General features: G+C 70.0%; 13 protein-coding genes. 5 read left to right on the top strand and 8 right to left on the bottom strand.

The genetic code is table 11. From position 1 onward, the window contains the following. The first annotated feature begins 85 nt into the window (after positions 1–85). On the top strand, positions 86–3,961 hold the full coding sequence (locus tag AAME72_RS12545; protein WP_348786889.1) for a multifunctional oxoglutarate decarboxylase/oxoglutarate dehydrogenase thiamine pyrophosphate-binding subunit/dihydrolipoyllysine-residue succinyltransferase subunit: 3,876 nt from the start codon (positions 86–88) through the stop codon (positions 3,959–3,961). 68 nt (positions 3,962–4,029) lie between these two features. On the opposite strand, the gene AAME72_RS12540 is transcribed toward AAME72_RS12545, so the two are convergent. Beyond that, positions 4,030–5,130: an epoxide hydrolase family protein gene (locus tag AAME72_RS12540; RefSeq protein ID WP_348786888.1), complete on the bottom strand. Its 1,101-nt coding sequence runs from the start codon at positions 5,128–5,130 to the stop codon at positions 4,030–4,032. Positions 5,131–5,197: 67 nt separating this feature from the next. Between AAME72_RS12540 and AAME72_RS12535 the strand changes: the two genes are divergently transcribed. Beyond that, a complete protein-coding gene (locus AAME72_RS12535; protein WP_348786887.1) occupies positions 5,198–5,980 on the top strand; it encodes a VOC family protein in 783 nt (260 codons plus the stop codon). A 32-nt stretch (positions 5,981–6,012) separates the two neighbouring features. On the opposite strand, the gene AAME72_RS12530 is transcribed toward AAME72_RS12535, so the two are convergent. Together AAME72_RS12530 and AAME72_RS12525 are read right to left on the bottom strand one after the other, a co-directional pair. Further along, a complete protein-coding gene (locus tag AAME72_RS12530; RefSeq protein WP_348786886.1) occupies positions 6,013–6,258 on the bottom strand; it encodes a zf-HC2 domain-containing protein in 246 nt (81 codons plus the stop codon). Further along, positions 6,255–6,866, bottom strand: a complete 612-nt coding sequence (locus AAME72_RS12525; protein ID WP_348790130.1) for a sigma-70 family RNA polymerase sigma factor — start codon at positions 6,864–6,866, stop codon at positions 6,255–6,257. The genes AAME72_RS12530 and AAME72_RS12525 overlap by 4 nt, the downstream gene beginning before the upstream one ends. Before the next feature lie 139 nt (positions 6,867–7,005). On the opposite strand from AAME72_RS12525, the gene aroA reads away from it, so the two are divergent. From aroA to bcp, 3 genes are read left to right on the top strand one after another with little or no spacing between them, the layout of a single operon-like run. Then, entirely contained in the window at positions 7,006–8,373 is a 1,368-nt protein-coding gene (gene aroA / locus AAME72_RS12520; RefSeq protein ID WP_348786885.1) for a 3-phosphoshikimate 1-carboxyvinyltransferase, read from the top strand. Further along, positions 8,370–9,428 (top strand): ribosome small subunit-dependent GTPase A, encoded by a 1,059-nt coding sequence (gene rsgA, locus AAME72_RS12515; RefSeq protein ID WP_348786884.1) that lies wholly within the window; start codon positions 8,370–8,372, stop codon positions 9,426–9,428. Before aroA ends, rsgA begins: the two co-directional genes overlap by 4 nt. A 34-nt stretch (positions 9,429–9,462) precedes the next feature. Continuing rightward, positions 9,463–9,936 carry a thioredoxin-dependent thiol peroxidase gene (gene bcp / locus AAME72_RS12510; RefSeq protein WP_348786883.1) on the top strand — a complete coding sequence of 158 codons (474 nt, stop codon included), beginning with the start codon at positions 9,463–9,465 and terminating at the stop codon, positions 9,934–9,936. An 85-nt stretch (positions 9,937–10,021) separates the two neighbouring features. Here the strand turns inward: bcp and AAME72_RS12505 are convergent, their stop codons facing one another. From AAME72_RS12505 to AAME72_RS12485, 5 genes are all read right to left on the bottom strand, one after another. Continuing rightward, entirely contained in the window at positions 10,022–10,786 is a 765-nt protein-coding gene (locus tag AAME72_RS12505; RefSeq protein ID WP_348786882.1) for an ABC transporter ATP-binding protein, read from the bottom strand. Continuing rightward, positions 10,783–11,571, bottom strand: a complete 789-nt coding sequence (locus AAME72_RS12500; protein ID WP_348786881.1) for an ABC transporter ATP-binding protein — start codon at positions 11,569–11,571, stop codon at positions 10,783–10,785. Before AAME72_RS12500 ends, AAME72_RS12505 begins: the two co-directional genes overlap by 4 nt. Then, positions 11,568–12,440, bottom strand: coding sequence for an ABC transporter permease (locus AAME72_RS12495; protein ID WP_348786880.1), 873 nt, complete (start codon positions 12,438–12,440; stop codon positions 11,568–11,570). Before AAME72_RS12495 ends, AAME72_RS12500 begins: the two co-directional genes overlap by 4 nt. An 8-nt stretch (positions 12,441–12,448) precedes the next feature. After that, positions 12,449–13,411 carry an ABC transporter permease gene (locus tag AAME72_RS12490; RefSeq protein WP_348786879.1) on the bottom strand — a complete coding sequence of 321 codons (963 nt, stop codon included), beginning with the start codon at positions 13,409–13,411 and terminating at the stop codon, positions 12,449–12,451. Positions 13,412–13,504: 93 nt separating this feature from the next. Then, complete coding sequence (locus AAME72_RS12485) at positions 13,505–15,004, bottom strand: ABC transporter substrate-binding protein (RefSeq protein ID WP_348786878.1); 1,500 nt, start codon at positions 15,002–15,004, stop codon at positions 13,505–13,507. Between the last annotated feature and the right edge of the window lie 59 nt (positions 15,005–15,063).

Here is a 15,063-nt window from a genome sequence, read left to right as displayed (position 1 = left end):
GGGATTAGGCTTGATGCTCGGATGGTGACGGGCGGTCGAATCCGCCCGAACGTAACAAATCAACGGAGAGAGTGGGCGAAAGGCTGTGTCGAGCCAATTGACCGGTGTTGGGACCGACGACGGATCGTCGGGCGAATTCGGAGCCAATGAGTGGCTCGTGGACGAGCTGTACGAACAGTTCGTCCAGGACAAGAACTCGGTCGACAAGTCCTGGTGGCCGATCCTCGAGAACTACCACCCGGTGAAGGAGGGTCAGGCCTCGATCCCCTCGCCGGACGAGACCCCCGCCCCCACCCCGGCGGAGCCCACCGCCCCGACTCCGAGCGAGCCGACCGTGCCCGCTCCCGCGGAGCCGACGACACCGGCACCCGCGCCCTCCCCCGAGCCGGCACCCGCCCCAGCCCCCGGCGCGCCCGAGCCGCCCGCCGGGCCCGGCGCCGCGGTGAACGAGCCGAAGCCGGTGACCACGCCCATCCCGATCATCGGCGCCCAGCCCGTGGCGCGGACCACCTCCGTCGCCCCGAAGCCGCAGCCGGTCCCCGCCGACGCGCCGGTCACCTCGCCCACCGCGGTGGCCGAGCAGGCGGAGGAGGACAAGGTCACGCCGCTGCGCGGGATGTCCAAGACCCTCGCCACGAACATGGACGCCTCGCTCACGGTCCCGACCGCGACCAGCGTGCGCACCATCCCGGCGAAGCTGATGATCGACAACCGCATCGTCATCAACAACCACCTCAAGCGCGCCCGCGGCGGCAAGGTCTCCTTCACCCACCTGATCGGCTGGGCGCTCATCCAGGCGCTCAAGGAGTTCCCGAGCCAGAACGTCTACTACGACGAGGTGGACGGCAAGCCGTCCGTCGTCGCACCCGCGCACATCAACCTCGGCATCGCCATCGACCTGCCGAAGCCGGACGGCACCCGCGCGCTCCTCGTCCCGAGCATCAAGCGCGCCGACACCATGGCCTTCGGCGAGTACCTCGCCGCCTACGAGGAGCTGGTCTCGAAGGCGCGCAGCAACAAGCTCACCGCTGGCGACTTCGCCGGCACCACGATCTCGCTGACGAACCCCGGTGGCATCGGCACCGTGCACTCGGTCCCGCGCCTGATGAAGGGGCAGGGCGCGATCATCGGCGCCGGCGCCCTCGAGTACCCGGCCGAGTTCCAGGGCTCCAGCGAGAAGACGCTCGCGGGCCTCGCCATCGGCAAGACCATCACGCTCACCAGCACGTACGACCACCGTGTCATCCAGGGCGCCGGGTCCGGCGAGTTCCTGAAGATCGTGCACGAGCTGCTCATCGGCAAGCGCGACTTCTACGAGGGCATCTTCGCGGAGCTCCGCATCCCGTACATGCCGATCCACTGGAACCCGGACATCTCGGTGGACCTGGCGAGCGCCGTCGACAAGACCGCCCGCGTCCAGGAGCTCATCAACTCCTACCGCGTCCGCGGCCACCTGATGGCCGACATCGACCCGCTCGAGTACGTCCAGCGCACCCACCCCGACCTCGAGATCGAGACCCACGGACTGACCTTCTGGGACCTCGACCGCGAGTTCGTCACCGGCGGGTTCGGCAGCCAGGGCAAGCGCACGATGAAGCTGCGCGACATCCTCGGAGTGCTCCGCGACTCGTACTGCCGCACGGTCGGCATCGAGTACATGCACATCCAGGACCCGGGCCAGCGCAAGTGGTTCCAGGACAAGCTGGAGCGCCCGTATGAGAAGCCGACCCACGACGAGCAGCTGCGCATCCTCGGCAAGCTCAACGAGGCCGAGGCGTTCGAGACGTTCCTGCAGACCAAGTACGTCGGCCAGAAGCGGTTCAGCCTGGAGGGCGGCGAGTCCACCATCGCGCTGCTGGACACGATCCTGCAGGGTGCAGCGGAGGCCGGCCTCGACGAGGCGGCGATCGGCATGGCGCACCGCGGCCGGCTGAACGTGCTGACCAACATCGCGGGCAAGACCTATGGTCAGATCTTCCGCGAGTTCGAGGGCACCCAGGACCCGCGCACGGTCCAGGGCTCCGGCGACGTGAAGTACCACCTCGGAACCGAGGGCACCTTCAAGGGCGCCGCCGGCGAGGAGATCCCGGTCTACCTCGCTGCGAACCCCTCGCACCTGGAGGCGGTGGACGGCGTGCTCGAGGGCATCGTCCGCGCCAAGCAGGACCGCCGTCCCGCCGGCACGTTCCTGACGCTGCCGATCCTCATCCACGGCGACGCCGCGATGGCGGGCCAGGGCATCGTCGTCGAGCAGATGCAGATGTCGCAGCTGCGGGCGTACCGCACCGGCGGCACCATCCACGTGAACATCAACAACCAGGTCGGCTTCACCACGCCTCCCGGCGAGGGCCGCACCTCGGTGTACTCGACGGACGTGGCGAAGACCATCCAGGCGCCGATCTTCCACGTGAACGGCGACGACCCGGAGGCGGTGGTGCGCGTGGCGCAGCTCGCCTTCGAGTACCGCCAGGAGTTCAAGCGCGACGTCGTCATCGACCTCGTCTGCTACCGCCGCCGCGGCCACAACGAGGGCGACGACCCGTCGATGACGCAGCCGCTGATGTACAACCTCATCGAGGCGAAGCGCTCCGTCCGCCGCCTGTACACCGAGGCCCTGGTCGGCCGCGGCGACATCACCGAGGAGGAGTACGAGGCCGCGCACCGCGACTTCCAGGACCGGCTGGAGCGCGCGTTCATGGAGACGCACGCTGCCCAGACCAACTCCACGCCGGTGATCACGCAGGGCGACGCGAGCGGCGACCTCGAGCAGCCCGCCGCGCAGAGCGACGACAACGTCGGCGAGCCGGAGACGACCGCCGTCAGCGAGCAGGTCATCCACCTGATCGGCGACGCGTTCAACAACCCGCCCGCCGGGTTCACGGTGCACCCGAAGCTGCAGCAGCTGCTGAACAAGCGCGGCGAGATGAGCCGCAACGGCGGCATCGACTGGGGCTTCGGCGAGCTGCTCGCGCTCGGCTCCGTGCTGCTGGAGGGCACGCCCGTCCGCCTCGCAGGACAGGATGCGCGCCGCGGCACGTTCGTGCAGCGCCACGCGGTCCTGCACGACCGCGCGAACGGCCAGGAGTGGCTGCCGCTGGCGAACCTCAGCGACAACCAGGCGAAGTTCTGGATCTACGACTCGCTGCTGAGCGAGTACGCGGCCATGGGCTTCGAGTACGGCTACTCGGTCGAGCGTCCGGACGCCCTGGTGCTGTGGGAGGCGCAGTTCGGCGACTTCGCCAACGGCGCCCAGATCATCATCGACGAGTTCATCTCCTCGGCGGAGCAGAAGTGGGGCCAGCGTTCGTCGCTCGTCCTGCTGCTCCCGCACGGCTACGAGGGCCAGGGGCCCGACCACTCGAGCGCACGCATCGAGCGGTACCTGCAGCTGTGCGCCGAGAACAACATGACCGTCGCGCGGCCGTCCACCCCGGCGTCGTACTTCCACCTGCTCCGCCGTCAGGCGTACGCCCGCCCGCGTCGTCCGCTGGTCGTCTTCACCCCGAAGGCGATGCTGCGCCTGCGCGGCGCGTCCAGCGACGTCGCCGACTTCACCTCGGGCCGGTTCGAGCCGGTGATCGACGACGCGCGGATCAGCGACAAGTCGTCGGTGAAGCGGGTGCTGCTGATGGCGGGCAAGCTGTACTACGACCTGCTGAATGAGCTCGAGAAGAACCCCAACCCCGAGATCGCGCTGGTGCGGGTGGAGCAGTTCTACCCGCTGCCCGCCGAGGAGCTGAAGGCCGTCGTCGACTCCTACCCCAACGCCGAGCTGGTGTGGGTGCAGGACGAGCCGGAGAACCAGGGCGCCTGGCCGTACATGATCCTGGAGACCTCGAAGCTCGGCCCGCGCCCGCTCGGTGTCGTCTCCCGTCCGCCGTCGGCGTCGCCGGCCGCGGGCTCGGCGAAGCGCCACGCGAAGGAGCAGTCGCTGCTCATCCAGCGCGCGCTGACGCTGTAAGAGGCTCCGCGTACGACGAAGCCCGGTCCTCGGACCGTGGCTTCGTCGTGTCGGGCGCGACGGGGCTGTCAGGCGCGGGCGGCGAGGACGTCGTGGAAGGAGCGGATGGCCGCGGCGGTCGCCTCGGGCTGCTCGAAGCCGGCGAAGTGGCCGCCGGCGGGGGCGACGACGAACTGGCGCAGGTCGGTCGTCGCGCGCTCGGCGAGCGACCGCGGAAAGCCGCGGAAGCCGGGCTCCCGCGCCAGGTAGACGCCTACGGGCGCCGCGATCGGCGGGCGCGACGGGTTCGTGCCCCAGTCGTAGTACTGCTGGAAGGAGGTGCCGATGCTGTCGGTCGCCCAGTACAGGGTCGCGATCGTGTACAGAATCCCGGAGTCGACGATGCGCTCGAAGCCGCCGTCCACCCAGTCGTGCCACTTGTCGCCGAGCCACGCGAGCAGGCCGGCGGGCGAGTCCGCGAGCGCAGCGGCGATCGTGTCCGGCCGCGTGAGCATCATCTCGCTGTAGCCGCCGTCGCCCTCGTCGTACGCGGCGAGCGCCTCCAGGAACCGGCGCTCGTCCTCGTCCGCCGGCGTCTCGTCGGCGGGGAACGGCGGGCTGAGCAACTGGATGCCGATGACGCTCTCGGGGTGCTCGACGCCGAGCCACGTCGAGGACCCGCCGCCGATGTCCCCGCCGAAGCTCGCGTAGCGCGGGAACCCGAGCGCCTCGGTCATCAGCCCGTGCAGCGCCTCCGCGATCCTCGGACGGGTCAGCGGCGGCTCCGGCAGCTCGGAGAACACGAACCCGGGCAGCGACGGGATCACCACGTCGAAGCGATCGCTCAGCAGTGCGGCGAGCGGCAGGTACTCGACGAACGCGCTCGGCCAGCCGTGCAGCAGCAGGAGCGGCGTGTGCGGTCCCTCCCCCGTTCCCCGCACCCGCGCGAAGTGGATACGGCTCCCGCCGACCTCCGCGATGCCCTGCTCGACCTCTCCCAGCCTGGCCTCTTCCGCCCGCCAGTCGAAGGCGAGCCAGCCCTCCACCAGCGCGCGCAGCCGTTCACCGCCGAGTCCGCCCTCCCAGCCGGGCCGGTGCGGTGACGACAGGTAGCGGGTGCGGCTCAGCCTCTCCCGCAGGTCGCCGAGGACGTCGTCGGGCACATGGATGCGGAACTCCTCGATCGTCATGCCGCCACGCTAGCGTGCACCGCCGACGGCTCTTCTGCACGCACGCGTGTCAGCGTAGGTTGTGGCCATGACCGTCATCACCTCCCACCGCCTCGGCGAGCCCTGCTGGGTCGACTACGCCGCGTCCGATCTCCCGCGCGCGCAGGAGTTCTACTCCGCACTGTTCGGGTGGAACGCCGACGTCTCCGGCGAGGAGTACGGCGGCTACGTCACCTTCTCGCGCGACGGTCACCTGGTGGCCGGCCTCGGCGCCGCGATGGAGGGCCAGCAGCCGAACGCGTGGCTGACGTACCTGCTGGTCGAGGACGCGGCGTCGGCCGAGCGCGACGCTCTCGCGGCGGGCGCACAGGCCCTCGCCCCGACCATGACGGTGGGCGACCAGGGCCGGCTCGCCGTCGTCGCCGACCCCGGCGGCGCCGTGGTCGGTCTCTGGGAACCGCTGCAGCATCGCGGCTCCGAGCTCGTCGCCGAGGTGGGCGGTCTCGCCTGGCACGAGCTGTACGCCCTGGATTTCCGTGCCCAGGTGGACTTCTACACGAGGGTGTTCGGCTGGCGGACGCAGGTGCTCGGCGACACCGCCGACTTCCGCTACTCCACGTTCGGCGACCCCGACTCCCCCGCCGGCGGCGTGTTCGACGCGCGCGGGATGCTGCCGGAGGGCGTCCCGTCGCACTGGGTCGTGTACTTCGGCGTGCAGGACGCGGCGGCGGCCTCCCAGCGCGTTGTCGAGCTGGGCGGTACCGTCGTGCGCGACCCCTGGGACAGCGAGTTCGGCCGCTTCGCCCAGGTCACCGACCCTCTCGGCGGCCTGTTCTTCCTGCACGAGGTGGGCAGCGGCAGCGCCGCCTGACGGTCACGCGCGAGTGTTCGTGGAGGCTGTGCCTAGTGGGCGGTCGCCTGGAACGACCGGATGCGCACCAGGACCTCGGCACGCAGCGTCTCGGGCGCCGTCTCCTTGCACGCGCGCTGTACGACCTCGGTCAGCACGACGTTCAGGTGCGCCTCGCTGGAGCAGCCGTCGCAGTTCTGGAGGTGCTCGCGGATGTCCGCGGCGTCCTCGTTGCATAGCTCGTTGCGCAGGTACTCCTCGAGTTCGGCCTTCGCCTTCTCGCAACCGCAGTCGGTCATCGTTGTCTCCTGGGGGTCTGCACGGCCTGGTCCCCCTGAACGGCAGAGAGACCGCGCTCGTGCGCATAGTCGGTCAGAAGCTCCCGCAGCATCCGGCGGCCGCGGTGCAGGCGGCTCATCACGGTCCCGATCGGGGTCTTCATGATGTCGGCGATCTCCTGGTAGGAGAATCCCTCGACATCGGCGAGGTAGACGGCCAGCCGGAAGTCCTCCGGGATGGCCTGCAGCGCGTCCTTGACGGCACTGTCGGGCAGGTGGTCGATCGCCTCCGCCTCGGCCGAGCGGCTGGAGGACGCGGAGATCGACTCCGCCCCGCCCAGCTGCCAGTCCTCGAGCTCGTCGATCGTCCCCTGGTACGGCTCGCGCTGCTTCTTGCGATAGGTGTTGATGAACGTGTTCGTGAGGATGCGGTAGAGCCAGGCCTTGAGGTTCGTGCCCTGCTGGAACTGCCGGAAGGCGGCATACGCCTTGACGTAGGTCTCCTGGACCAGGTCTTGCGCGTCCGACGGGTTCCGCGTCATGCGCAGGGCCGCCGCGTACAGCTGGTCCATGAACGGCAGCGCCTGCTCTTCGAACAGGCCGCCCAGATCCTCGGTTTCGGTGGTCATCACCGGCCAGTCTAGTTGCGGCAGGCCGGAGCGCTCCTGCGAGGATGCGGCGGTCGTGACGGGTGCGTCGAGGAGGGCGGTCGCAGAGGCCACGGGCTCGTCCTTCCTTCGTTCGCGATCACGGATAACCTTGACAACAATGCTGATCTCGAAATATTCCGCTCCCGACTTCGATCCGTACGGCGACAACCGCACGGATGAGCCGAACACGCTCTGGCCGGCGCCCGTCGCGGACGGCCCGGTACGGGCCGCGGTCTCCCTTCCCGGATCGAAGTCGCTCACCGCGCGCGAGCTCGTCCTCTCCGCCCTCGCGGACGGCCCGTCACTGCTCCGCGCTCCCCTGCACTCCCGCGACACCGAGAACATGGTGGAGGCGCTGCGCGCGCTCGGGGTGAGCATCCAGGAGCGTCCCGGAGCGAGCGAGTTCGGCTCCGACCTCCTCGTGACTCCTGCGGAGGAGCTGCTCGGCAGCACGACCATCGAGTGCGGCCAGGCGGGCACCGTCATGCGGTTCGTCCCTCCCATCGCCGGGCTCGCGCTCGGCCCGACCATGTTCGACGCCGATGACTCGGCGCGCGGACGCCCCATGGGCGCGATCATCGCGGCGCTGAAGGCCCTCGGGGTGGACGTGAACGACGACGGCCGCGGATCCCTCCCCTTCACCGTGCACGGCACCGGAACGGTCGCCGGAGGGGCGATCTCGATCGACGCCTCCAGTTCCAGCCAGTTCGTGAGCGCGCTGCTGCTCTCGGCGAGCCGGTTCGAGGACGGCCTCGACCTCACGCACGAGGGCTCGCGACTGCCGAGCCTCCCGCACATCGAGATGACCATCGCCGCGCTCGCGGACCGCGGGGTCGCCGTCGAGTCCCCCGAGGTCGGGCGCTGGGTCGTGAAGCCGGGGACCATCGCCGCGCGTGAGGTGGACATCGAGCCCGACCTCTCCAACGCCGCTCCGTTCCTGGCGGCGGCCGTCGTCACCGGCGGCTCCGTGACCGTCACCGGCTGGCCGGCCGCGACCACCCAGGTCGGCGCCGACCTCGCCGACCTGCTCCCGCTGTTCGGTGCGACGGTCGAGCGGGACGGCGACCGGCTCACGGTCACCGGGCCGGAGCGCATCCGGGCCGTGCAGCTCGACCTGACCACCGGTGGCGAGCTCGCCCCCGCCCTCGTCGCCATCGCCGCGCTCGCGGACGGCCCGAGCGAGATCACCGGGATCGGCCACATCCGCCACCACGAGACCGACCGGCTCGCCGCCCTCGCCGCCGAGATCAACCGGCTCGGCGGAGCGGTGACCGAGCTCGAGGACGGCCTGCGCATCGAGCCGCGACCGCTCAGCGGCGGCGTCTGGCGCAGCTACGAGGACCACCGGATGGCCACCGCCGGGGCCATCGTCGGGCTCGTCGTCCCCGGCGTGGAGATCGAGAACGTCGCGACGACCGCGAAGACGCTCCCCCAGTTCACCGCGCTGTGGACGCGGATGCTGCACGAAGGCGCCGACCCAGCGTGACGGACGGCACGGGCTCGTGGTGGGCGGACGACGATGAGGACGACGAGTTCGACCTCTACGACGAGTCGACGATCCGCTCGCGCCCGAACCCCAAGGGCAACCGTCCTCGCACGAAGACCCGGCCGGAGCACGCCGACGCGGAGATCGCGCGCGTGCTCGGCGTCGACCGCGGCCGCTACACCGTGCTGCTCGACGAGGACACGGCGGACGAGCGCCAGGTGATCGCCGCGCGCGCGAGCGAGCTGCGACGCAACCCGATCGTGACCGGCGACCGCGTCGCCGTGGTCGGCGACACGACCGGTGAGGAGGGGACGCTGGGGAGGATCGTGCGGGTCGAGCCGCGCAGCACCCTCCTGCGCCGGAGCGCGGACGACACCGACGAGGTGGAGCGCGTGATCGTCGCCAACGCCGACCAGATGCTCATCGTGGTCGCGGCCGCCAACCCTGAACCGCGGACGCGTCTCGTCGACCGCTACCTCGTTGCCGCCTACGACGCCGGAATCGAGCCGATGCTGTGCGTCACCAAGATCGACCTCGCCGATCCCGCACCGTTCCTGAAGAACTTCGCCGGACTGGACCTGCCGGTGTTCACGAGCCGGGAGGACCGCATCCCCGTCGACGAGATCACGGCCGCGCTCGTCGGCCACGACACCGTCGTCGTCGGGCACTCCGGCGTCGGCAAGTCGACGCTCGTCAACGAGCTCGTGCCGGGCGCGGGCCGGGCGACGGGCCACGTCAACGAGGTGACGGGACGCGGCAGGCACACGTCGTCGTCCACCGTCTCGCTGCGGGTCGAGAACGGCGAGGGGCACGGCTGGGTCATCGACACTCCTGGCGTCCGCTCGTTCGGGCTGGGCCACGTCGACACGGCGAGCATCCTGAAGTCGTTCACCGACCTCGCCGAGATCGCGGAGGACTGCCCGCGCGGCTGCACCCACCTCCCGGACGCCCCCGACTGCGCGATCATCGAAGCGGTTGAAGAGGGGCGCCTGGGCGAGACCGGCCGCGCCCGCCTGGATTCGCTGCAGCGGCTCCTCGCGACGTTCGCCGGCTGAGCGCGCCGGCGCCTCCACGAGGCAGAATGGACGCATGACCGATGTGCGACTGGAAGCCGGCCAGCAGGCCCCCGCGTTCACCCTGACCGACCAGGACGGCAAGACCGTCTCCCTCGCCGACTACGCGGGGCAGAACGTCATCGTGTACTTCTACCCCGCCGCGATGACCCCGGGCTGCACCAAGGAGGCGTGCGACTTCCGCGACAACCTCAACTCGCTTGCCTCCAGCGGGTACCAGGTGATCGGCATCTCCAAGGACGCGCCGCCCAAGAACAAGCAGTTCCAGGAGCAGGAGAGCCTGAACTTCCCGCTGCTGTCCGACGAGGACCTCGCGGTGCACAACGCCTACGGCGCGTACGGCGAGAAGAAGCTCTACGGCAAGCTCGTCGAGGGCGTCATCCGCTCGACGTTCGTGGTGGACCCGGACGGCAGCATCCGCCTGCCCCTCTACAACGTGAAGGCGACCGGCCACGTCGCGTCGCTGCGGAAAAAGCTCGGGCTCGACTAGGCGACGCTTCCCGCGCACACATTTGGCACAAATGTCGGTTACGGTCGCGCCGTAGCCGACATTTGTGCCAAATGTACCCCCGGGATCAGGCGGGGAGCCGGGGGACGGAGGCCAGCAGACGCTGCGTGTAGGGATCGGCCGGCGCGCCGAGCACCTCGCGCGTCGGCCCCTGCTCCACCACGCGGCCGGAGCGCAGCACCACCGTGTCCTGGCAGAGCGTCGCGACCACGCTGAGATCGTGCGAGACCATCACGACCGTCATGCCCTCGCTGCGGGCGAGCTCGCCGAGGAGCTCGATGATCTGGATGCGCGTCGTCACATCCAGCGCGCTCACCGGCTCGTCGGCGAGCAGCACGCGCGGCCGCGACACGATGGCGCGCGCGATCGCGATGCGCTGACGCTGCCCGCCGGAGAACTCGTGCGGGAACCGTCCCGCCGCGTCCTCGGGCAGGGCCACCGCGCGGAGGGCCGCCGCGACCCTGGACGCGGCGTCCTGCCCGGAGGCGATCCGCAGCGACGCGAGCGGCTCGCCCACGATCCGGCCGACGCTCTGGCGCGGGTCGAGCGACGAGTAGGGGTCCTGGAAGACCGTCTGCACGCTGCGCCGGAACGCCCGCATGGTGGCGCGATCCCGCCGGTCCAGCGGAGCGCCGTCGAACAGCACGGCACCGCTGGTCGGGTCGGCAAGGCCGAGCAGCAGCGAGAGCACGGTCGTCTTGCCCGCGCCGGACTCGCCGACCAGGCCGACGCTGCGGCCCGGCTCGACGGAGAACGACACGCCCTCCAGAGCCGGTGCGGCGGCACGGCGGTACCGGAAACCGGCGTCGCGGAGTTCCAGGATGGCGCTCACGTCGCCTCCAGAGCGGCGTCGAGCTCGCGGGCGCTCCGCACGAGGTCGACCGTGTACGGGTCGGCGGGGCTGCTCAGGATGCGCCGGATGCTGCCCTCCTCGACCACACGCCCGTCGCGCAGCACGAGCGCCCGGTCGGTCATCCGGGAGACGACGGCGAGGTCGTGGCTGACGAACAGCAGGGCCATCCCGCGCTCGGCTACGAGGGCGTCCAGGAGCGCCAGGATGTCCGCCTGCACCGTCACGTCGAGGGCGGTCGTCGGCTCGTCGGCGATCAGCAGCTGCGGGCGGCAGGCCAGGGCGGCCGCGATGGCCACGCGCTGACGCTGGCCGCCGGAGATCTCGTGCGGGTACGCGCGGGCGATCCTCGCCGGATCGGGCAGCCGCACCTCGGCCAGCGCATCCAGCACCGCCGAACGGAGCGCGCTCCCCCGGAGGCCCAGGTGGCGGCGCAGCGGCTCCGCCACCTGATCCCCGAGCCGCATCAGCGGATCGAGCGCGGTCAGCGGCTCCTGGAACACCATCGACACCGTGCGACCGCGCAGCGGGACCAGAGCCCGCTCCTTCGAGCCGATCACCTGGACGCCGGCGAGCTCGACGCTGCCGCCGGCGCTCAAGCCCTCTGGCAGCAGCCCGGTGATCGCGAACGAGGTCAGCGACTTGCCGGAGCCGGACTCGCCGATGAGGCTGAGCCGCTCCCCTGCGTCCAGGCCGAACGACACGTCCCGAACGAGGGCGGAGCCGTCCTTGGCGGTGACGGTGAGTCCCGAGACGTCGAGGATCATCGCGACCTCCTTCTGGTCGGGTCGGCGACGTCGCGGAGACCGTCGGCGACGAGGTTCACGCCGATGACCAGCACCACCAGCGCGATGCCGGGTGCGATCGCCCCCACGGGTGCGACGGCGACGGTACCCTGCGCCTCCTGCAGCAGCCGGCCCCACGACGCGTTCGGCGGCGGAGCACCGAGACCGAGGTAGGACAGGCTCGCCTCGGCGAGCACGGCGACGCCGAACTGCAGCGCGAGGTTGACCCCGAGCGTCGGCCAGATGTTCGGGAGGATGTGCCTGGCCACCACTCCCGGCCACGACGTCCCCGAGGTGCGCGCAGCCGTGACGTACTGCTGCGCAAGCACGCGCTTGGCGAGCACCCGCGTCAGCCGGGCGACGACCGCGGACATCGCGAGTCCGATCGCCAGGATGGCGGTGCCGAGGGATGCGCCCTGCGCGGCGACGATGAGCATCGCCAGCAGCAGCGTCGGGAACGCGATGAGGATGTCCAGCACGGCGGAGATGGTGTCGTCGAGCCAGCGGGTCGCGAACGCGGCGAGCATTCCGATCGTGATGCCGACGATCGCCCCGATCACGACGGCCCCGAGGCCGACGGCGAGCGCGATCCGTGCGCCGATCATCAGCTGCGTGGTCAGGTCGCGGCCGAGCTTGTCCGTCCCGAGCCAGTGGTCGCCGCCCGGAGGCTGCAGCCGGCCGCCGGAGGTGTCGCCCTGCGCGTACGGCAGCCAGAAGAACGAGATCGCGGCGACCAGCACGACCAGCCCGACGAGCGTCAGGCCGATGCCGAGCGTCACGGACCGACGCGCCCGGCGCTTCGCCCGCTCCCGCGGGTCGCCGGCAGCGCCCTGCGCCGCAGCCTGATCCACGACCGCGCTCATCGGTTCCCCGAAATGCTGTGCCGCAGGCGCGGGTCGATGAGCCGCTGCACGATGTCGGCGACGAAGCCGACGATCAGCACCAGCAGCGTGGAGACGAACAGGATGCCCTGGATGTTCGGGTAGTCGTGCTGCTCGATCGCGCGCAGCAGCATGCTGCCGAGCCCGGGCAGGGTGAAGACGCTCTCGACGACGACCGCGCCGAGGAACGTCGTGGCGAGCTCGATGCCGAGCACAGAGATGACCGGAACGGCGCCGTTGCGCAGCCCGTGCCGCCACATCGCCCGGCCGAAGCCGGAGCCGAGCGCTCGGGCGTTACGCAGGTAGTCGCTCCCGATCACGTCGAGCGTCGCGCTGCGCACGTAGCGTGAGATGGAGGCGCTCATCACGATGGCGATCGTGATGATCGGCAGCGCGAGCGACTCCAGCGCCGCCGCCGGGTCGGCCCAGTCGTCGCGGGGAAAGCCGCCGGAGGGGAACCAGCGCAGGTTCACCGAGAAGACGCTCACCAGCAGGATGCCGACCCAGAACACCGGGACGGCGATGCCCAGCTGCGAGAACGCGGAGAGGGCGAGGCCGTACCAGCGGTCGGCCTTCCACGCGGCGACGAACCCGATCGGCAGCGCGAGCACGACCGCGAGCACGAACGACAGCAGCGTCAGCGGGATGGTGACGGCGAGCCGCGACGCGATCTCCGGGCCGACCGGGAGCGACGTGATGAACGACTGGCCGAGGTCGAGCGTCAGCAGTGAGCCGAACCAGCTCAGGAACTGCTGCGGGAGCGGCAGATCACTGCCGACCTGCTCCTGCGCGGCCTTGATCTGCTCTGGCGTCGCGCTGGCCGAGAGGAGCGCGTTCGCCGGATCGCCGGGCAGCACACGGAGCAGGAAGAACAGCACCACCATGGCGAGCAGCAGCGACACCACGAGGAACGCGGTGCGACGCAGGAGGTAGATGGCCATGATCCGTCAAGCTTAAACAGGGGGACAGCGCGGATGCTCGCAGGGGCGGAGGGCGCCACCTGCGAGCATCCACAGTGGAGAGGCTTCGAGAAGCTACTTCTTCACGATGTCGTAGGCGAAGAACTGCGAGTTCAGGCCGTTGACCGGGTAGCCGCTGACGTCGCTCGACGCGACGACGATCTGCGGGTAGAGATACAGCCAGGCGCTGGCCGCGTCCTTCGCGATCTGCTCGTTCACGAGCTTCAGCTTCGCGGTCTGCTCGGCCGTGGTCGGTGCCTGCTCGGCCTCGTTCACCCAGGCGGTCACCTGCGGGTTGTCGTAGCCCCAGTAGAAGTCCGGGTTGCCGTACCAGACGACGTCGCGGTCGTTGACGTGCTCCTGCAGCGTCGCCGTGAAGTCGTGGTTCTTGAAGACCTTGGTGTACCACTCGTCGGCCGAGATGGAGTTGATGTTCACTGTGATGCCGACCTTGGCGAGCTCGCTCTTCAGGAACTCCGCAACGGCGGGGTGCGGGTCGTAGGTCGGGGTGTCGAGCGTGAACGTGAAGCCGTTCGGCAGCCCGGCCGCGGCCAGCTCCTTCTTCGCGAGCGTCACGTCGTAGGGATTGACCTTCGTGAGGTCCTCGTACCAGGGGTCGCTCGGCGGAACCATCGAGCCGATCAGCGTGCCGTACTTGCCCCAGATGGAGCTCAGCAGCTTCTTGGTGTCGATGGCCGAGTACACGGCCTTGCGCACCTCTGCCTTGTCGAACGGCGCGACCTTGTCATTGAAGGCGAGCAGCTCCTTCGTCGTGGACTTGCCGTTGCTGATCGTGTAGTCCTTATTGCCCTCGAACTGCGTGAGCGAGTCCGGGCTCTGGATGCTCGTGACCAGGTCGACCTGGTTGGTCAGCAGGGCGTTGGAGAGGGCGCTGGCGTCGGTGAAGTAGTCGTAGACGACCTCCTTGTTCTTCGCCTTGTCGCCCCAGTAGTCGCTCGAGCGCTCGAGGCTGAGCGAGCTGCCCCGCTTCCAGGTGCCGAGGGTGTACGGGCCGGTGCCGTCCTCCGCGGTCTTGTAGTTCGTGGTGCCGGGGCCATAGATCCAGACGTAGCTGAGGTTGTACGGAAGCGAGATGGACCGCGACTTCAGCGAGATCACGACGGTCTTCTCGTCCGGGGTGTCGATCTTCGAAATGACCGCGAGCTGCGACTTGCGCGCCGACTGCGAGTCGTCAGCGAGCACGCGCTCGATGCTGGACTTGACGGATGCGCTGGTCAGCGGCTTGCCGGAGTGGAACTTCACGCCGTCGCGCAGGGTGAAGGTGTACGTGAGGCCGTCGGCGCTCGTGGTGTACTTCGTGGCGAGCAGCGGCTGGATCTCGCCGGCGTCGGTGAGCTTGAACAGCCCCTCGTAGACGTTGCCGTTGAGCGCCTCGGTGACGCCCTGACCGCCGCCGGCGGTGTTGTCGAGGTTCACCGGCTCGTAGAGGGAACCGATCGCGATCGACGCGTCGGCGCCCTTCGACGACGAGGAGGATGCGCCGGCGCAGCCCGCGAGGGCCAGTGCCGAGGCGAGGCCGATCGCGAGCGTGGCGAGCAGGGGGGTCTTTCTCAAGGGAGTTCTCCTGTGCTGGGGGAAGGTGCTAGGGGAAGGTGCTGGGGGTGCTGCGGGAG

Origin of the sequence: Leifsonia sp. NPDC080035 (genome assembly GCF_040050925.1) — a bacterium.
GTDB lineage: Bacteria > Actinomycetota > Actinomycetes > Actinomycetales > Microbacteriaceae > Leifsonia.
The sequence above is the reverse complement of the archived record's forward strand: the minus strand, read 5'-3'. Positions and strand labels throughout refer to the sequence as shown.